The sequence below is a fragment of the Sphingomonas sp. DBB INV C78 genome (assembly GCF_042693015.1).
Classification (GTDB): Bacteria; Pseudomonadota; Alphaproteobacteria; order Sphingomonadales; family Sphingomonadaceae; genus Sphingomonas_E.
The window spans coordinates 4,861,403-4,877,857 of sequence record NZ_CP170544.1; the positions used below are offsets into that span (position 1 = coordinate 4,861,403).

At 65.4% G+C, this 16,455-nt stretch carries 19 protein-coding genes and 1 tRNA gene; 8 read left to right on the forward strand and 12 right to left on the reverse strand.

All coding sequences use genetic code 11. The features are described from left to right. Positions 1-30: 30 nt before the first annotated feature. From ACFB49_RS23220 to ACFB49_RS23250, 7 genes are all read right to left on the reverse strand, one after another. Positions 31-423: a RidA family protein gene (locus tag ACFB49_RS23220; protein WP_380874169.1), complete on the reverse strand. Its 393-nt coding sequence runs from the start codon at positions 421-423 to the stop codon at positions 31-33. 11 nt (positions 424-434) lie between these two features. After that, positions 435-1,613 (reverse strand): acyl-CoA dehydrogenase family protein, encoded by a 1,179-nt coding sequence (locus tag ACFB49_RS23225; RefSeq protein WP_380874171.1) that lies wholly within the window; start codon positions 1,611-1,613, stop codon positions 435-437. Positions 1,614-1,615: 2 nt separating this feature from the next. After that, the gene (locus tag ACFB49_RS23230) at positions 1,616-2,431 is read right to left on the reverse strand and encodes an enoyl-CoA hydratase family protein (RefSeq protein ID WP_380874172.1); all 816 of its coding nucleotides are present in this window, start codon (positions 2,429-2,431) and stop codon (positions 1,616-1,618) included. Next, positions 2,428-2,895 carry a MarR family winged helix-turn-helix transcriptional regulator gene (locus ACFB49_RS23235; RefSeq protein WP_380874174.1) on the reverse strand — a complete coding sequence of 156 codons (468 nt, stop codon included), beginning with the start codon at positions 2,893-2,895 and terminating at the stop codon, positions 2,428-2,430. The genes ACFB49_RS23230 and ACFB49_RS23235 overlap by 4 nt, the downstream gene beginning before the upstream one ends. Continuing rightward, complete coding sequence (locus ACFB49_RS23240) at positions 2,892-3,644, reverse strand: SDR family NAD(P)-dependent oxidoreductase (RefSeq protein WP_380874175.1); 753 nt, start codon at positions 3,642-3,644, stop codon at positions 2,892-2,894. The genes ACFB49_RS23235 and ACFB49_RS23240 overlap by 4 nt, the downstream gene beginning before the upstream one ends. An 11-nt stretch (positions 3,645-3,655) precedes the next feature. Continuing rightward, positions 3,656-5,965 carry a bifunctional salicylyl-CoA 5-hydroxylase/oxidoreductase gene (locus tag ACFB49_RS23245; RefSeq protein ID WP_380874177.1) on the reverse strand — a complete coding sequence of 770 codons (2,310 nt, stop codon included), beginning with the start codon at positions 5,963-5,965 and terminating at the stop codon, positions 3,656-3,658. A gap of 212 nt (positions 5,966-6,177) precedes the next feature. Continuing rightward, complete coding sequence (locus ACFB49_RS23250; protein WP_380874179.1) at positions 6,178-6,501, reverse strand: endonuclease domain-containing protein; 324 nt, start codon at positions 6,499-6,501, stop codon at positions 6,178-6,180. Between the two features lie 250 nt (positions 6,502-6,751). Between ACFB49_RS23250 and ACFB49_RS23255 the strand changes: the two genes are divergently transcribed. Further along, positions 6,752-7,126 (forward strand): VOC family protein, encoded by a 375-nt coding sequence (locus ACFB49_RS23255; RefSeq protein WP_380874181.1) that lies wholly within the window; start codon positions 6,752-6,754, stop codon positions 7,124-7,126. A 385-nt stretch (positions 7,127-7,511) separates the two neighbouring features. Here the strand turns inward: ACFB49_RS23255 and ACFB49_RS23260 are convergent, their stop codons facing one another. Beyond that, positions 7,512-8,930 carry a sigma-54-dependent transcriptional regulator gene (locus ACFB49_RS23260; protein WP_380874183.1) on the reverse strand — a complete coding sequence of 473 codons (1,419 nt, stop codon included), beginning with the start codon at positions 8,928-8,930 and terminating at the stop codon, positions 7,512-7,514. A gap of 170 nt (positions 8,931-9,100) precedes the next feature. Here ACFB49_RS23260 and ACFB49_RS23265 point away from each other — a divergent pair, with 170 nt between their 5' ends. The 4 genes from ACFB49_RS23265 (at position 9,101) to ACFB49_RS23280 (ending at position 12,362) form a co-directional block, all read left to right on the forward strand. Then, positions 9,101-9,238 (forward strand): aa3-type cytochrome c oxidase subunit IV, encoded by a 138-nt coding sequence (locus tag ACFB49_RS23265; RefSeq protein WP_380874185.1) that lies wholly within the window; start codon positions 9,101-9,103, stop codon positions 9,236-9,238. A gap of 11 nt (positions 9,239-9,249) precedes the next feature. Continuing rightward, complete coding sequence (locus ACFB49_RS23270) at positions 9,250-10,377, forward strand: Re/Si-specific NAD(P)(+) transhydrogenase subunit alpha (protein ID WP_380874186.1); 1,128 nt, start codon at positions 9,250-9,252, stop codon at positions 10,375-10,377. 131 nt (positions 10,378-10,508) lie between these two features. Then, the gene (locus tag ACFB49_RS23275; protein ID WP_380874188.1) at positions 10,509-10,796 is read left to right on the forward strand and encodes an NAD(P) transhydrogenase subunit alpha; all 288 of its coding nucleotides are present in this window, start codon (positions 10,509-10,511) and stop codon (positions 10,794-10,796) included. Between the two features lie 99 nt (positions 10,797-10,895). Further along, entirely contained in the window at positions 10,896-12,362 is a 1,467-nt protein-coding gene (locus ACFB49_RS23280; protein ID WP_380874189.1) for an NAD(P)(+) transhydrogenase (Re/Si-specific) subunit beta, read from the forward strand. A gap of 239 nt (positions 12,363-12,601) precedes the next feature. Here the strand turns inward: ACFB49_RS23280 and ACFB49_RS23285 are convergent, their stop codons facing one another. Continuing rightward, positions 12,602-13,048: a DUF6456 domain-containing protein gene (locus ACFB49_RS23285; RefSeq protein WP_380880090.1), complete on the reverse strand. Its 447-nt coding sequence runs from the start codon at positions 13,046-13,048 to the stop codon at positions 12,602-12,604. A 335-nt stretch (positions 13,049-13,383) separates the two neighbouring features. On the opposite strand from ACFB49_RS23285, the gene ACFB49_RS23290 reads away from it, so the two are divergent. Then, positions 13,384-13,947: a helix-turn-helix domain-containing protein gene (locus ACFB49_RS23290; protein WP_380874190.1), complete on the forward strand. Its 564-nt coding sequence runs from the start codon at positions 13,384-13,386 to the stop codon at positions 13,945-13,947. A gap of 21 nt (positions 13,948-13,968) precedes the next feature. On the opposite strand, the gene ACFB49_RS23295 is transcribed toward ACFB49_RS23290, so the two are convergent. Both ACFB49_RS23295 and ACFB49_RS23300 read right to left on the reverse strand, forming a co-directional pair. Further along, positions 13,969-14,043, reverse strand: a tRNA-Val gene (locus tag ACFB49_RS23295). 102 nt (positions 14,044-14,145) lie between these two features. Further along, entirely contained in the window at positions 14,146-14,322 is a 177-nt protein-coding gene (locus ACFB49_RS23300; protein ID WP_380874191.1) for a hypothetical protein, read from the reverse strand. 308 nt (positions 14,323-14,630) lie between these two features. On the opposite strand from ACFB49_RS23300, the gene ACFB49_RS23305 reads away from it, so the two are divergent. After that, positions 14,631-14,825, forward strand: a complete 195-nt coding sequence (locus ACFB49_RS23305; RefSeq protein WP_380874192.1) for a hypothetical protein — start codon at positions 14,631-14,633, stop codon at positions 14,823-14,825. Here ACFB49_RS23305 and ACFB49_RS23310 read toward each other — a convergent pair. Next, positions 14,783-15,760, reverse strand: a complete 978-nt coding sequence (locus ACFB49_RS23310; protein ID WP_380874194.1) for a MarR family transcriptional regulator — start codon at positions 15,758-15,760, stop codon at positions 14,783-14,785. The genes ACFB49_RS23305 and ACFB49_RS23310 overlap by 43 nt on opposite strands. 127 nt (positions 15,761-15,887) lie before the next feature. On the opposite strand from ACFB49_RS23310, the gene ACFB49_RS23315 reads away from it, so the two are divergent. Next, complete coding sequence (locus tag ACFB49_RS23315) at positions 15,888-16,448, forward strand: hemerythrin domain-containing protein (RefSeq protein WP_380874196.1); 561 nt, start codon at positions 15,888-15,890, stop codon at positions 16,446-16,448. Positions 16,449-16,455 lie beyond the last annotated feature (7 nt).

The window sequence follows — 16,455 nt, forward strand, 5'->3', positions numbered from 1 at the left end:
TCCCCAAGCGAGCTTGGGGAGGAACAGAAATCAGGCGGACACCACCGCCGTCGCCTCGATTTCGACCAGCGCCTCGTCCTCCATCAGCGCCGTGACCTGGACCACGGACATCACGGGATAGTTGCGGCCGATCACTTCGCGATAGATTTCGCCGACGCGCTTGGCGTCCGACAGATAGGCTTGCTTGTCGGTAATGAACCAGGTGAGGCGGACGATATGCTCCGGGCCTGCCTCAGCCTCGGCCAGGACCGCGAGGATATTGCGGAGGGCCTGTTCGAACTGGCCGGCAAAGTCCTTGGCATGGAAGGTCTCGGTCTCGTCCCAGCCGATCTGGCCCGCGACGAAGATGGTACGGCCCGAAGCCTCGATGCCGTTGGCATAGCCCTTGGGGCGCGGCCAGCCGGCGGGTTGCAGCGTGCGCATATGTCTTGTCCTTATTTACCGGCTTGATGGGCGGTGAGGGCCGCGCGGGCGATGACCACCTTCTGCACCTCGCTGGCGCCTTCATAGATACGTAGCGCCCGGATCTCGCGATAGAGTCGCTCGACCATCGTGCCGCTCTTCACCCCCATGCCGCCGAAGATCTGGACGGCCTGGTCGATGATCTGCTGGGCGCCATCGGTCGCGTGGAGCTTGGCCATCGCCGCTTCGCGTGTCACGCGTTCCTGCCCCCGATCCTTGGCCCAGGCGGCGCGCAGGATCAGGAGCTGGCTGGCGTCGATGCCGAGCGCCATATCGGCGAGCGCGGCCTGCGTCAGTTGCAGGTCGGCCAGCGGCTTGCCGAAAAGCTGACGGGTGGACGCACGCTCCAGCGCCTCGTCCGCCGCGCGGCGGGCAAAGCCGAGCGCGGCGGCGCCGACGGTCGATCGGAACACGTCGAGCGTCGCCATGGCGATGCGGAAGCCGTCGCCCTCACCACCGATCAGATGGTCGTCGGGGACGAAGCAATCGGTGAAGCGCAAAGTCGCCAGCGGATGCGGCGCGATCACGTCGATCCGCTCCACCACCTCGAAGCCCGGCGTGCTGGTCGGGAAGGCGAAGGCCGAAAGCCCCTTGGCGCCCGGCGCGCCGCCGGTGCGGGCGAAGAGCGTCAATATGTCGGCGATGCCGCCGTTCGAGATCCAGGTCTTTTCGCCATTGATCAGATAGCCGCCGTCGACCCTGGTGGCGGTGGTGGCCATCGCCGCCACGTCCGATCCGGCTTCCAGTTCCGACAACGCAAAGCCCGCGATCAGCTCGCCGCGCGCCACCTTGCGCAGATAGCGCCCCTTGATCGCCTCGGACCCGAACAGGCTGATTGCGCCGGTGCCGAGACCCTGCATGGCGAAGGCGAAATCGGCGAGGCCCGAATGGTATCCGAGTGTCTGGCGGGCGAGGCAAAGCGAGCGGACGTCGAGCTTCTCGGTCAGGCCGCCATGCGCCGCCGGCACCGCGAGGCGCAGCCAGCCCGCCTTGCCGAGCAGCTTCACCAGCGCGCGGCAATCCGCCTCGACATCGCCGGTCTCGTGGTGGAGCTGCGTGTCATGATCCGCGCACCATTTGGACAGGCGGCCATGGAGGTCGCGATGATGCTGGTCGAGGAACGGCCAGTCGAGGAAGCTCGTGTCGGCCATCGTCAGTTTCCTTCGAACACCGGCTGCTGCTTGGCGACGAAGGCGTCATAAGCACGCGTGAAATCCTGCGTCTGCATGCAGATCGCCTGCGCCTGCGCCTCCATCTCGATCGCGGTTTCGAGGCTGACATTCCATTCCATGTTGAGCTGGGTCTTGGTCATGCCGTGCGCGAAAGTCGGCCCGGCGGCCAGCGCGCGGGCGGTGGCGAGCGCTTCGTCGAGCAGCGTCTCCGGTTCGACCAGCCGGTTGTGGAAGCCCCAGCGCTCGCCTTCCTCGGCGCCCAGCGCGCGTCCGGTGTAGAGCAGGTCGGAGGCGCGGCCCTGGCCGATGATCCGCGGCAGGATCGCACAGGCGCCCATGTCGCAGCCGGCAAGGCCAACGCGGGTGAACAGGAAAGCGGTCTTGGCGCGCGGGGTGGCGATGCGCAGGTCAGAAGACATGGCGATGATCGCGCCGGCGCCGGCGCACACACCGTCGATCGCCGCGATCACGGGCTGCGGGCAGCCGCGGATCGCCTTGACGAGATCGCCGGTCATGCGGGTGAAGGCGAGCAGCTCGGGCATCGCCATTCTGGTCAGCGGGCCGATGATATCATGAACATTGCCGCCCGAACAGAAATTGCCCTCGGCCCCGGTGATGACCACCACCTTCACCGCCGGGACATAGACGAGCGCGCGGAACGTATCGCGCAGCTCGGCATAGCTTTCGAAGGTGAGCGGGTTCTTCTGCGACGGCTTGTCGATCGTGACGGTCGCCACGCCATCGGCAAAGGCCCAGCGGAAATGCGTGGGCGCGAAACTGGTGGGATCGAACGTCATGACTTGTTCCTCTCGACGGATGCGCGCACGCGATTGAGGCCGTCCAGCAACGCTTCGATTTCGGCGTCGCCGAGATCGGCGAGATAAGCTTCGATCCACGCTTCATGCGCTTCGGCCATCGCCTGGAAATCGGCGCGGCCGCGCTTGGTGAGGCGGACGGTGATGCTGCGGCGATCGGCCTTGTTGGCGATGCGTTCGACATGGCCGTCCTCGATCAGGCGCTGGACGACGGTGGTGACGTTGCCGCCGGAGACGAGGAGCGCGGTCGAAAGCTCGCCCATCGTCAGGCCATCGGGTGCGCGGGCCAGCGTGGCGAGCACGTCGAAGCGGGGGAGGGTGGTGTCGAAGTCGTCGATCAGCTTCTGGCGGATGCGCTTCTCGATCACTGTCGAGCAGGAGAGGAGGCGCAGCCAGAGGCGCAGCGAGAGCTTGGAGTGCGGAGCGCCGCCATGCTTCTCGATCACATCACTTCTCCACCGGCGATGGCGATGGCCTGACCGGTCACTGAGCGCGCGGCATCGGAGACGAGCCAGAGGACGGTGGCGGCGACCTCTTCAGGATCGATCAGCCGCTTCTGCGGATTGGCCGAGGTGAAGGCGGCCATCGCCTCGGCTTCGGTGCGGCCGGTCTTGGCGACGATGCGGGCAACGGAGTCGCGGATGATGTCGGTGTCGGCGAAGCCGGGGCAGATCGCGTTGATCGTCAGGTTGAGACTGGAAAGCTCCAGCGCGAGGGACCGGGTAAGCCCTAAAAGTGCATGTTTTGCAGCGGCATAGGCCGAAACATAGGCATAACCCTTGAGCGCGGCGGTGCTGGCGATGTTGATGATCCGGCCGGACGGCAGTTCGCGCATCGGATCCAACACCTGTTGGATCGCGTGGACCGCGCCCATCAGGTTTACGTCGATGGTCTGGCGCCAGTCGGCGAGGCTGGTCTTGCCGAAGGGCGCGGAGGGCGCGGCGCCGGCATTGTTGACGAGGATCGCGACCGGCCCCGCGGCCGCGACGGCGTCCGCAAAGGCGCGTTCCACATCGGCGGGATCGGTGACGTCGCAGGCGATCGCCCGCGCGCCGGGAAGGGCGGCCAGCGCCTCATCCAGCCGCGCCTGGTTGCGGCCCATGATCGTGACCGCATGGCCGGCGCCCAACAGCGCGCGCGCAATGGCGAGGCCGATGCCGCTGCCACCCCCGGTTACGACTGCATGCGTCCCCATCGCCTTGCCCCTTATCCCAGCTTCGCCATCTGGGCTGCGCGTTCCAGATTTGTCGCGAGCTGTCGATAGCCGCCATCATATTGCGGCGGCACGGGAGGGGCGGCGAAGCGCTGCTCGGCCGCGGCGCGCAAGGTCCATTGCGGATCGATCAGATGCGGGCGGGCGAGTGCGCAGAGATCGGCGCGGCCGGCGGCGAGGATCGAGTTGACATGATCGACCTCGAAGATGTTGCCGACCGCCATGGTGGCGCATTTGAGTTCGTTGCGGATCAGATCTGAGAAAGGCGTCTGATACATGCGGCCGTAGACCGGCTTCTGATCCTTGGTCACCTGCCCCGTCGACACGTCGACCAGGTCGACGCCCGCGAGGATGAAGGCGCGGCTGATCTCGACCGCCTCGGCCGGGGTGACGCCATTTTCGCCAACCCAGTCATGCGCGGAGATGCGCACCGACATCGGCTTGTCGATCGGCCACACCGCGCGCATCGCGCGGAATATTTCCAGCGGGTAACGCAGCCGGTTTTCGAGGCTGCCGCCATATTCGTCGCTGCGCTTGTTCTGCGTCGGGCTGATGAAGCCGGAGAGCAGATAGCCGTGCGCGCAATGCAGCTCGACCATCGCGAAGCCGGCCTTGTGGGCGCGCTCGGTCGCGGCGACGAACTGGTCGCGCACCTCGTCCATGTCGGCGCGCGTCATCGGCCGCGGGGTGGCGTTGCCGCCCGACCAGGCGACGTCGGAGGCGGCGATCAGCGGCCAGTTGCCGTCGGCCAGCGGCTCGTCCATCCCCTCCCAGCCGATGCGGGTAGAGCCCTTGGAACCGGAATGGCCGAGCTGCATGCACATCTGCGCGCCACCCTGACCCTGCACGAAGCGGACGATATTCGCCCATTCGGCCGCCTGCTCGTCATTCCAGATACCGGTGCAGCCGGGCGTGATCCGCGCCGTCGGCGAAACGCAGGTCATCTCGGTATAGACCAAAGCCGCGCCGCCCAGCGCGCGGGCGCCATAATGGACCATGTGGAAGTCGTTGGGCATGCCATCGACCGCGGAATAGGTCGCCATCGGCGAGACGACGATGCGGTTGCGCAACTCCATGCCGCGCAAGCGGAACGGCGTGAACATCGGCGGCGTCGCCACCTCGGTCTTCAGCCCTGCATCCTCGGCAAACCAGCGTTCGAGCTTGTCCAACCATGCGGGATCGCGCAGGCGCAGATTTTCGTGGCTGACGCGCTGGCTGCGGGTGAGCAGCGAATAAGTGAACTGCATCGGGTGGAAGGGGAGATAGCGGTCCAGCGTCTCGAACCATTCGGTCGAGTTGCGCGCCGCGCTCTGCAGCTTCAGCACTTCAAGCTGGCGTTCCTCGCGATAATTGACGAGGCCGTCTTCCAGCGAATGCGTATTGTCGCTCAGCACCTCGGCCAGCTTGATCGCATCTTCCAGCGCCAGCTTGGTGCCCGAGCCGATCGAGAAATGCGCGGTGTGCGCAGCATCGCCGAGCAGGATGATGTTGCGGTGATGCCAGGTGTTGCAGATCACGCGGGGGAAGTTGATCCAGGCCGAACCGCGGATATGCTTGGAATTGGTCATCAGTTCATGACCGCCGAGCCACTGGCCGAAAATCTCCTCCGCGGTGCGGCAGGTTTCTTCCTGCGACATATTGGCGAAGCCGAAGCTTTCGTAGGTTTCGGGATCGCATTCGACGATGAAGGTCGAGAGATCCGGCGCAAACTGATAGGCGTGCGCCCAGATCCAGCCATGTTCGGTTTTGCGGAACAGGAACTTGAACGCATCGAAGGTCTGGTGTGTGCCGAGCCAGACGAAATGGTTGCGCTTGACGTCGATGTCGACGGCGAACTCATCCGCATATTTCTTGCGGAAACGGCTGTTGAGGCCGTCGGACGCGATGATGAGATCGAAATCCTTGAGCTGGTCCGATTCCGGATCGGGATCGACCTCGACGCCGTAGCGCAGCTCCGCGCCCAGTTCGGCCGCGCGTTCCTGCAGGATGTTGAGCAGCCGCTTGCGGCCGATGCCGATGAAGCCGTGGCCGCCCGAGCCGATCTTGGTCGTCGTCTCGCCGTCATTCACCTCGACTTCGACATCGTCCCAATGGGCGAGTTCATCGATCATCGTCTGCGCGCTGACGGGATCGACGGCCTTCAGATTTTCCATCGTCTGATCGGAGAAGACGACGCCCCAGCCGAACGTGTCATCGGGCTGGTTGCGTTCGAGCACGACGATCTCGTGCGCCGGATTCTTGAGCTTCATCGCAATCGCGAAATAGAGCCCCGCCGGGCCACCGCCCACGCACGCAATCCGCATCGTCAACCTTTCCGAATGAGTGGGGTGAGGATAGCTGGCGAGCGAGAAAGTTCAAGTATGAAATATTTAGGTTTGAAATTATGGTCAGCGGCGTGTGGCAGGTGGCCCGAAAGCGGCATTTCGTGGCTGGCGGTGGGGTTGGTGAACGATTGTCAGCTTTCGGGATGTGCCGAATGCCGCCCGACGGGCTGGAGTGTCGGGGGGAGTGGACGTTAGCCCCTCTTCCTCCCCTCCCTGGAAGGGAGGGGCTGGGGGTGGGTTCCGCCGAGGCACTCGGCGGTCTTTGCAAGGATTGCCTCAGCCACACCGTCGGGATTGGCGAGAACGTCGCCGTTCCAGAAGCGAATGACGGTCCAGCCATTGTCCGCCAGGAATTGGGAGCGCCGCGCATCATAGTCCTCGGCGCCGAGGTGCTGGCTACCGTCGAACTCGACCGCCAGTTTTACCGATCGGCAGGTGAGGTCGAGAATGTAGGGGCCAACCACCAATTGCCGGGTGAAGCGCGGTCGAAAACGTGACAGCCGTCGCCAGATCATGCGTTCGGCTTCGGTTGGCCGTTGCGCAGGGCACGCGCATTGGCTGTCATATGCTCGGGCACCCGCGACATGACGCAAGGTTAGTAAGGCGCGCTCCGCACGCCAACCCACCCCCAACCCCTCCCTTTCAGGGAGGGGAGTAGAAGGTCCGCAAGGTCCGCGTGTCCTGACAGGCGGCAATTGTGTAGAAATTACCGAGAGCGGCCATGATTTGTATTTGTCCACGCCGCCTGGGAAGGAGCGGGCAGCCATGGATCTGCAATCGAGCACGCCGGTGGCATTCCTCTATGTGGCGGATCGCGAGCGGGCGATCGGCTTTTACTGCGACACGCTGGGGCTGGCGCTGAAAAGCTCCGACGGGTTCGGCGACTTCATCGGCAATGGCAAAGGGCTGATCCGGATGACGGTGATGCCCGATTACAAGGGCGGCCCGCATCCGGTGTTCGGCTGGGATGTCGACGATGTTCGCGCCGTCGCGCAGGCGTTGGGCGAACGCGGCGTCAAGCTGACCATCTATGACGGCATGGGGCAGGACGAACTGGGCGTGTGGACTTCGCCGGACGGGGCGAAGGTGGCGTGGTTCAACGATCCGGACGGGAATGTGCTGAGCCTGTCGGGCGGGTGATCGGAGATCGCTCCACTCACTCGTCACCCCGGACTTGTTCCGGGGTCCACCGTGACGCGCAAATCGACATTGATGATCGAGTGGGACAATCCGCCATAGAACGATCTTGTGGCGCTGTTCGGGCTAGAGCCGTTGCGGGTGTCGCTTGCGTGGCGGTGGACCCCGGAACAAGTCCGGGGTGACGAAGAAGGGACATTCGCCACCCCCGACATTGCCGATGTTCGGGGGTTTGGTGTAGCCTCCTGAAATCCGACGGTCGTTCACCATCGGAATTCTGTCCGCACAGCCTAGAGCAAATAGCCGCCGTCGCTCGCGAAGGTCGTGCCGGTCATATGGGCGCAGGTGTTGGACAGCAGGAAGGCGATTTCGTCGGCGACGGCGCCTGTCAGGCCGCGTGATCGATGCCGAGTTCGCCGAGCTTGCGATAGAGCGTCGAGCGGCCGATGCCGAGGCGGCGTGCGACTTCCGTCATGCGGCCGCGATAATGGCCGATGGCGAGGCGGATGACATCGGCCTCGATATCTTCGAGCGAGCGCATATGGCCGTTCGCTTCGAACAGGGTGACGCCGGCCGCGTTGGGGAGCGAATTGCCGTTCACGCTGCTGGTGGTCGGCGTCAGCGTCTCGAAGGCGATCTGCGGGAAATCGGTGATGGTGAGCGCATCGCCGTCGCACAGCACGGCGGCGCGGAACAAAGCGTTCTGGAGTTGGCGGACATTGCCCGGCCAGGAAAAACCCATCAGCAGCTTGAGCGCTTCATCGGTGATGCCGAGGCCGCGCAGGCCGGGCTGCTGGGCGATGCGTGCGAGCAGGTGACGGGTGAGCGCGGGGATGTCCGCGGGGCGATCACGCAGCGGCGGGATCGTCACCTGGACGACGTTGAGGCGGTAATAGAGATCCTCGCGGAAGCGGCCGGCCGCGACCTCGTCCACCAGGGTTCGATTCGTGGCGGCGATGACGCGGACATCGACATGGCGCTGGGCGCGGCCGCCGATCGGCTGGATCTCCCCGGTCTGGAGGACGCGGAGCAGCTTGACCTGCGCGTCGAAGGGAAGCTCGCCCACCTCGTCGAGGAAGAGGGTGCCGCCGTCGGCCTCCTGAAACTTGCCGATATGGCGATCGAAGGCGCCGGTGAAGGCGCCCTTTTCATGACCGAACAATTCCGATTCGACGAGATTCGCGGAGATCGCGCCGCAGTTGACGGCGACCAGAGGGCGCCGTGCACGCGGGGAGGCGGCGTGAATCGCCTGCGCCACCACTTCCTTGCCGACGCCGCTTTCGCCTTCGATCAGCACCGGCACGCGGGCCCGCGCGGCCTTGGCGGCGATCGCCAGTGCGGCGCGGAATTCGGGAGCGGAGCCAACCACTTCATCGAAGGCGAGCAGCTTGCCGATCTTTTCCGCCATCGGCCGCAATTCGCCCGGCTTGCCATCGGCCGCGGCATCGAGTGCGGCAAGCAGCCGATCGGGAGCTATCGGTTTTACGAGGAAGTCGCTGGCGCCGGCTCGCATAGCTTCCACCGCAGCGGCAACGGAGGAACGTGCGGTGAGCATGACGATAGGCAGGTTGGGGTGGCCGGTGCGCAACGTGGCGATGATATTGCCGCCATTGGCTTCGGGTGACCAGCAATCCAGGAGGACGACATCGATCGGCAGCGGGCCATTTTCGATCGCCGCGAGCGCGGCTGCGCCGTCGCGGGCGACGAGGGTGCGCCAGCCCGCGCGCGCAGCGATCGCGGCGACAAGGCGGCCCTGTGCCGGCTCATCGTCGATCAGCAGCAACGCACGCGTCGTTTCCCGCCCCATCCGAGTCCCCTATCCCCAACGAATATTATTACCCGTCCGCACACCAATATGCCAGTCAGGTAAAGCTACGCTTAAGCGGACATCAGAGTTTCATGGCATCGCTTAAGGCTTGAGGCAGGCAAGGAGCGGCGTTATGGCCCACCCACTCGACTACCCTTGGGGGAAACAAAATGGCGGAAAATAAAGACGCCGGGAACGATATGAAGCCGCATGAGGGCACTTATGGCGGATTTCTTTCGCTGCTGAAGATCGGCACCATCGCGTGCGTGATCATCGCCGCGCTCGTCATCTATCTGATCTCCAACTGATAGTGGCGGGCGTGAAGATCGCGGTCCTGAAGGAGACCGCAGCGGGTGAGCCCCGCGTCGCCGCCTCGCCCGAGACGGTGAAGAAGTTCATCGGTCTCGGCGCGACGCTGGCGGTCGAGTCGGGTGCGGGCGAAGGCGCGAAGATCGCTGACGCCGACTATGCCGCCGCCGGCGCCACCGTCGCCGACCGCGCTTCGGTGCTCAAGGATGCCGACATCCTGCTCGGCGTGCAGGGGCCGGAGCCGGCATCGCTCAACGGCGCCAAGCCGGGCGCGTGGCTGGTCGCCGGCCTCAACCCGTTCGGTGAACGCGCCCGCGTGGACGCTTATGCCGCAGCCGGCATCGAGGCGCTGGCGATGGAGTTCATGCCGCGCATCACCCGTGCGCAGTCGATGGACATCCTGTCGTCGCAGTCGAACCTCGCCGGATACAAGGCGGTGGTGGACGCGGCCTCGGTCTATGGCCGCGCCTTCCCGATGATGATGACCGCGGCGGGCACGGTTTCGGCCGCGCGCGCCTTCATCATGGGCGTCGGCGTCGCCGGCCTCCAGGCGATCGCCACCGCGCGCCGCCTGGGCGCGCAGGTTTCCGCCACAGACGTGCGTTCCGCGACCAAGGAACAGATCATGTCCTTGGGCGCCAAGCCGATCTTCGTCGAGAATGTCGCGGGCATCGAGGGTGAGGGCGCGGGCGGCTATGCCACCGAAATGTCCGAGGAATATCAGAAGGCGCAGGCCGAGCTGGTTTCCGGACACCTCGCCAAGCAGGACATCGTCATTACGACTGCGCTGATCCCGGGGCGGCCCGCGCCGCGCCTGATTTCGGACGCGCAGATCGCGACGATGCGTCCCGGCAGCGTGATCGTCGATCTCGCGGTCGAAGCCGGTGGCAACGTCGAAGGCGCCGTCGCCGGCGAGATCGTCGAGAAGCATGGCGTGAAGATCGTCGGCTTCAGGAACGTGCCGGGCCGGCTCGCGTCGGACGCGTCGGCGCTGTTCGCGCGCAACCTCTTCAACTTCCTGTCCGCTTTCTGGGACAAGGAGAAAGGCGGCCCGGTGCTGCCCGACGAGGACGAAATCACGCAGGGCATCCGCCTGACCAAGGACGGCAAGGTCGTCCACGAGCGGCTGCTGGGGTGAATTGCTCCCCTCCCGCTTGCGGGAGGGGTCGGGAGTGGGCTCCCCGACCAGGGTTGAACTAGGTTTCGAGGTGGTTGCCCACCCCTAACCCCTCCCGCAAGTGGGAGGGGGATTGAGGCGAGGAAGACCCAATGGACTTCATATCGATCCTGTCGATCTTCGTGCTGGCCTGCTTCGTGGGCTATTACGTCGTCTGGTCGGTGACGCCGGCGCTGCACACGCCGCTGATGGCCGTCACCAATGCGATTTCGTCGGTCATCATCGTCGGCGCGCTGATCGCGGCGGCGGCGAGCGAGGCGCCGGGCGCCAAATGGCTCGGGCTGATCGCGGTGGCGCTGGCGAGCGTCAACATCTTCGGCGGCTTCGCAGTCACCGAGCGGATGCTGGCGATGTACAAGAAGAAGGAGAAGAAGGGCTGAGGCCCTTCGCCTGAAGCAAACTCACCCGCAGCCGGCGAGACGCGCCGGCGGCGGGACCGGCCCCCGGAAATCCGGGGGTGACGAGGGGGAAGTAGGAAGATGAACGAAGCCGCTACCAATGTGGCCCACGCCGCGGCCGAACATATCGCGGTGCCGAGCTGGGCGGCGCTCGCCTATCTCGTGGCGGGCGTGCTGTTCATCCTGGCGCTGCGCGGCCTTTCGAGCCCGACCAGCTCGCGCCGGGGCAACCGCTTCGGCATGATCGGCATGCTGATTGCGGTCGCGACCACGCTGATCCTGCACAATACCGGGCTGATCGAGATCGCCATCGCCATCGCGGTCGGCGGCGGCATCGGCTTCGTGATCGCCAAGCGCATCGCGATGACGGCGATGCCCCAGCTCGTCGCCGCCTTCCACTCGCTCGTCGGCCTGGCCGCGGTGCTGGTGGCGGCGGCCGCCTACCTCAACCCGGTGGCGTTCGGCATCGCCTCGCCCGACGTCGTGGATTCGGTCGGACGGCCGCTGATCCATCTGGTCAGCCGCGTCGAGATGGGCCTGGGCATCGCCATCGGCGCCATCACCTTCTCAGGCTCGGTGATCGCCTTCCTGAAGCTCAACGGCAATATGAGCGGCAAGCCGATCATGCTGCCGGCGCGCCATGTCATCAACCTCGGCACGCTCGCCGCGATCATCGGCCTCGTCGCCTATTTCCTGACCGATCAGGCACCTTGGGTGTTCTGGACCGTGACGGCGCTCAGCTTCGTCATCGGCTTCCTGCTGATCATCCCGATCGGTGGCGCAGACATGCCGGTCGTCGTCTCGATGCTCAATTCCTATTCGGGCTGGGCCGCGGCGGCGATGGGCTTCACGCTCCACAACACCGCGATGATCGTCACCGGCGCGCTGGTCGGCTCGTCGGGCGCCATCCTCAGCTACATCATGTGCAAGGCGATGAACCGCAGCTTCATCTCGGTGATCGCCGGCGGCTTCGGCGCTGATACGTCGTCTGCCGGTGGCGAGGCGAAGGAGCAGCGCCCGTGGAAGCGCGGCTCGGCCGAAGACGCCGCCTTCCTGATGAAGCAGGCCGAACAGGTCATCATCGTCCCCGGTTACGGCATGGCCGTCGCCCAGGCGCAGCATGCGCTGCGCGAAATGGGCGACTTGCTGAAGGCCGAGGGCGTGAAGGTGAAATATGCCATCCACCCGGTCGCCGGCCGCATGCCCGGCCACATGAACGTGCTGCTGGCCGAAGCATCGGTGCCTTATGACGAGGTGTTCGAGCTGGAGGACATCAACGGCGAGTTCGCGCAGACCGACGTGGCCTTCGTGATCGGTGCCAACGACGTCACCAACCCGGCCGCCAAGACCGACAAGACCTCGCCGATCTACGGCATGCCGGTGCTCGACGTCGAAAAGGCCAAGACCGTATTGTTCGTGAAACGCTCAATGGGCGGTGTCGGCTATGCCGGCGTCGACAACGACGTCTTCTACATGGACAACACCATGATGCTGCTCGCCGACGCCAAGAAGATGGTCGACGACATCGTCAAGGCAATGGCCCACTGATGAACAGACGGCCGGCGGGGTGACCTGCCGGCTTGTTTTGGGGACGTGGGATCTGTCTTGGGCGTTAGCTGCCTTCTCTCGCGTTCGCGGGAGAAGGAGGGACCCGCCGCCAGAGGCGGTGGGGGGATGAGGGTCTTCTTATTTCTTGTTGGAAAGAAGTAAGAAGAAGACCCTCACCCAACCTCTCCCGCGAAAGCGGGAGAGGGGCTAAGTGGCGCCCGCCGGTATCCCGGCCCCTCTCACCCGATCCCGTAGAAATCCGCTACCCGGTCGAGCGCCAGCAGTAGAACCAGCTTCCCCGCGCGCTTGGGCCAGGCGAGGGCGCGTTCGGCGGCTTCCAGGCCCTCGCCGGCGCACACCACCCGCCAGCCTATATCGGAAAGTCCCGGCCCCGCTGCAGCGATCGCGGCGTCGAAGCGGCGGCGGGCGGCGATCTGGGCAAGCGTGGGATCGAGCGGTGCGTCGGCTCCCCTGGCGCCGCGCGCCACCGGCGCCGCATCCCAGCGCATCGTAACCCGCGGCGATAGCCCGGCCATCTCCCAATCGGCCCGCAGCCGTTCGCCCGCGTCGAACTGGCGGCGGCTGACCAGCCCACGTGCCATCAGCCAGCCCAATGGCGACTCTGCCCCGTTCACCGTCACGCTGCGGGCGGGGCGCCTGTTCCGTGCCGCGCCGTCGCCCGGCAGCGCCTTTTCCGTCAGCAGCCGGTTCGCGGCTTCGGGCCGGGTGGCGCGCGCGGTGAAGCCGCGGCCCGCCGGCGTCAGCGCCAGCCGGGTCGGCGTCTGTTTCACCAGGTCGGCGCGCGAAAGCTGTTCGATCACATCGTCAGGCGCGTCGATCGCACCCACCCGCCAACCGGCCGCCTGGCGCCTTGCCGGCTGTCCTTCCTCCAGGGCTGCGATGATCCGCCTCGCTTCAGCGCCGATCGGCATAGCCATTTTCCGATTCTCCCATGGTTCGGGATTGACTTGCCATAGGGGTGTTGGTGTAGGAAAGTTGTGAACCAGATAGGTTAGACGTCATGATTACCTGTATCCGTGATGTACGCCGTGCCAAGGGTTTGACGCTTCAAGATGTGGCCGATCGCTGCGTGCCGCCGACGACGGCGCAGACGATCGGCCGGCTGGAAACCGGCACGCGCACGGTTTCGGTCGGCTGGCTCAACCGTATCGCCGATGCGCTGGGGGTGGCCGCCGCCGATCTCGTGCAATTGCCCGATCGTACCGATCTGCCGGTGGCTGCATTGATCGGCGCGGACGGCGCCCACGCGCCGCGGCGGACGCTCGCCGCCGTCCCGCCGGTGCCGGGCGATGGCGCGCTCGCCCTGCGCGTCGAATCGGCGGTGGGCGATTATCGCAGCGGGGACGAGATCTGGTGCGACCGGCTCGCGCCCGAAGCCTTTGCCAATGCACTCAACCGCGACGTGCTGGTGCCGCGCCCCGCAGGCCGCTTCGTCTTCGGCCGGCTGATCGGGCGCGAGGGCGGCAAGCTGCTGATCCTGCCGCCTGGCGCGGGATCGCGCCAACAGGTCGTCGCCGATCCGGCCTGGATCGCCGTCGCCACGCGGCTCGTCCGCGCGCTCTGATTGCTGTCGGTTTGTCGGAAATGGTGGGCGGTGAGGGTTTCGAACCCCCGACATCCTCGGTGTAAACGAGGCGCTCTACCGCTGAGCTAACCGCCCACGCCATGAAGTGCGGGGCGTTTTAGCGTCATTTTCCCGATCGCCAAGCCCTGTTTCACGGGCGCCGGCGAGTCGCCCGCGCGACTCGCCGATTGGCGGGCCTTATTCGTTGGGTGCCCGGCCCGATACCTCCTGCCGCGCGGCCAATTTGGCTGCCGTCCGGTAATGGGCGGCGAAGTTCCGATGCACCTTGGCCACCGCTGCATCCGCAGCACTATCAGCGGATTGCAGGCATTGCTGCCGCCGCCGTTCATAATAATCGCTGTTGGTACCAGGCATGGAAGCCTCCTCCACATTCCAAGCGGCAGCTTCCCCAAGGCTGGCGCTATGCTTGCAAACCCCTGACGCCAATGCCCCACCATACGCCCGCCGCCATACCGCGCCACGACATCGATCAGTTTCATTACGAGATTGTTTTGCCTGTGTTCCGCGCACCTTCCGCTACGGCATCAGCCACAAATTGAATCCGGCTCAGGGACTCTACGTAATCGCGAATCGCCGGGGCGGGTGCAATAGCCCCGCCTGCCGTGGGGGCAATCTGGTGATCGGCCCCCGTGTATCGATCGCCGACGGCGGGCAGGGGCGTAATGCGTTATAATTGGGATTATCTTTGGAAGCGCTACCAGGAGGAAGCCAAGCGCGCGTGCGAAGCTGAATGCCCGGAATTGCGGGAAGCGCATGCGAAGCTGGCGGAAGCGTTCAGCGCTCAGCTCGATATCATGAGCCGTAACGGCAGCTATCACACCACCGGGCAGGTCATCCGCCGCGCCGCCGCGAGATAATTCAATACCGCGTCGGCCGCGGGATCGGACAGCGTGATGAAGACGCGCCGGCCATCATGCGGATCGGCAATACGGATGAAGGTGCCCGCTTCGGTGAGCGTCTTGATCCAGCGGAGCGCCGTCGTCGGCGGAACGGCGGCCGCGATACAAAGGCTTGAAACAGCGACGTGCCGCCCCTCCAGGCGGGCAGCTGTCAGATCGAGCAGCATATCCCAGGCAGGATCGGCAAACAGGTCCGCGGGGAAATAGCTGTCTCGCAAGCGCCGTCCACGAATGATGGCGCGAACATGGGCTGCATCTCCTTCGGGTCGCACCGGGGGTTGCTCCCCGTCCGCCCCCTCCAGGGCGGGCCAACGTGCCGGCGCATAAGCCGGTATGGGCGCCGCGGTGGAAGCCGCGGCGCCCCCTTCTTCCCCCGATATGCTTGCCAGCGCCCGCGCGATCTGGCTCATCTGTTCGCTCAGCTGCTGAAGCTGGGGATAGAGCGAGGCCGCCTTGCCGCTGTCGTTCAGCCGCGCCGGCGGCGGCGCATGGGTGATGGCGAGCGCCGCGGCGAGATCCGTTGTCGAAGGCTCGCACAGCAGCAGAATGCCGGGATGCTCGGCGCCTGCCTGCACCCGATCGATCGCCGCCAGCGGCACACAGATCAGGCCGGCCATGCCGCGGTCCGCACGCTGCCGCAGGATCGCCAGTGCCGTCTCCGTCGCTGGCCCATCAGCGGCGGCCAGCGCCAGCATCATGGTCACGCCGGGCCCGGCCTCCGCCATCCGGCGCAGCCCGGCATCGTCGAGCGCGATCGTTTCCACCAGCAGGCCGAGCCCGCGGCCTGCATCCGCCATGTCGCTTAGCAGGAGGATATCATCCCCGACCGCGAGCAGCGAAGGCATCCGGTAATCCACCGGTTCGTGCGGGATATAGTCGGCGATCTTGTCCATCTCCGATCAAATCCCGCATCATTCTGGATATTTCAACCTCGTTCCATATCCGTTCCGGATGGTCATGCGGGAACTCCGGCCAATCGCCTCCGTTCTGGAGGAAATATCAACGGTGGGATGAACGGGAATGGCTGGAAAATATGCGGCACGGAATGGCCAGGGAGATCATGCCATTGCCAAGGACGATCCCCTGGCGCTGGAGATATTGAAGGAGGAGCATCACCGCTTTCGCGAATTGTTCGACCAGGCCGAAGGGACAAAGGGGGCGGCACTCGCCAACATCGCCGCCGAGCTTTGCCTGCGCCTCACCGTCCATATGACGATCGAGGAGGAGATCCTCTACCCGGCGCTGAAGCCGGTGATCGGCGATGACGAGGTGAATGAAGGCATCGTCGAGCACCAATCCGCCAAGCGCATCGTCGCCGAGCTCGAACAGCTCGATGGCAGCGAGGAACTGTTCGCGGCCAAGGTGCATGTGCTGGGCGAAGAAACCATCCACCATATCGACGAGGAGGACGAGGATCTGTTCGCCGACGCGAAAGAGGCGCATGCCAAGGGCAAGATCGACCTCGACGCGATCGGCGAGAAGCTGCGCGAACGCCAGCGCCAGCTCTACGATCAGGTCGCGGCGACCGGCGAGGTCGGCAAGACGTGCGAGGCGGAGGCGGACGAGGTGGCGTCCACCTGATCCGCCC

Coding starts and splice junctions, on each gene's coding strand:
- ACFB49_RS23265 (WP_380874185.1), top strand. CDS start 9,101: ATGGCGGAAAATAAAGACGCCGGGAACGATATGAAGCCGCATGAGGGC.
- ACFB49_RS23280 (WP_380874189.1), top strand. CDS start 10,896: ATGAACGAAGCCGCTACCAATGTGGCCCACGCCGCGGCCGAACATATC.
- ACFB49_RS23255 (WP_380874181.1), top strand. CDS start 6,752: ATGGATCTGCAATCGAGCACGCCGGTGGCATTCCTCTATGTGGCGGAT.
- ACFB49_RS23300 (WP_380874191.1), bottom strand. CDS start 14,322: ATGCCTGGTACCAACAGCGATTATTATGAACGGCGGCGGCAGCAATGC.
- ACFB49_RS23230 (WP_380874172.1), bottom strand. CDS start 2,431: ATGACGTTCGATCCCACCAGTTTCGCGCCCACGCATTTCCGCTGGGCC.
- ACFB49_RS23315 (WP_380874196.1), top strand. CDS start 15,888: ATGGCTGGAAAATATGCGGCACGGAATGGCCAGGGAGATCATGCCATT.
- ACFB49_RS23310 (WP_380874194.1), bottom strand. CDS start 15,760: ATGGACAAGATCGCCGACTATATCCCGCACGAACCGGTGGATTACCGG.
- ACFB49_RS23225 (WP_380874171.1), bottom strand. CDS start 1,613: ATGGCCGACACGAGCTTCCTCGACTGGCCGTTCCTCGACCAGCATCAT.
- ACFB49_RS23250 (WP_380874179.1), bottom strand. CDS start 6,501: ATGATCTGGCGACGGCTGTCACGTTTTCGACCGCGCTTCACCCGGCAA.
- ACFB49_RS23275 (WP_380874188.1), top strand. CDS start 10,509: ATGGACTTCATATCGATCCTGTCGATCTTCGTGCTGGCCTGCTTCGTG.
- ACFB49_RS23290 (WP_380874190.1), top strand. CDS start 13,384: ATGATTACCTGTATCCGTGATGTACGCCGTGCCAAGGGTTTGACGCTT.
- ACFB49_RS23245 (WP_380874177.1), bottom strand. CDS start 5,965: ATGCGGATTGCGTGCGTGGGCGGTGGCCCGGCGGGGCTCTATTTCGCG.
- ACFB49_RS23260 (WP_380874183.1), bottom strand. CDS start 8,930: ATGGGGCGGGAAACGACGCGTGCGTTGCTGCTGATCGACGATGAGCCG.
- ACFB49_RS23240 (WP_380874175.1), bottom strand. CDS start 3,644: ATGGGGACGCATGCAGTCGTAACCGGGGGTGGCAGCGGCATCGGCCTC.
- ACFB49_RS23220 (WP_380874169.1), bottom strand. CDS start 423: ATGCGCACGCTGCAACCCGCCGGCTGGCCGCGCCCCAAGGGCTATGCC.
- ACFB49_RS23305 (WP_380874192.1), top strand. CDS start 14,631: ATGCGTTATAATTGGGATTATCTTTGGAAGCGCTACCAGGAGGAAGCC.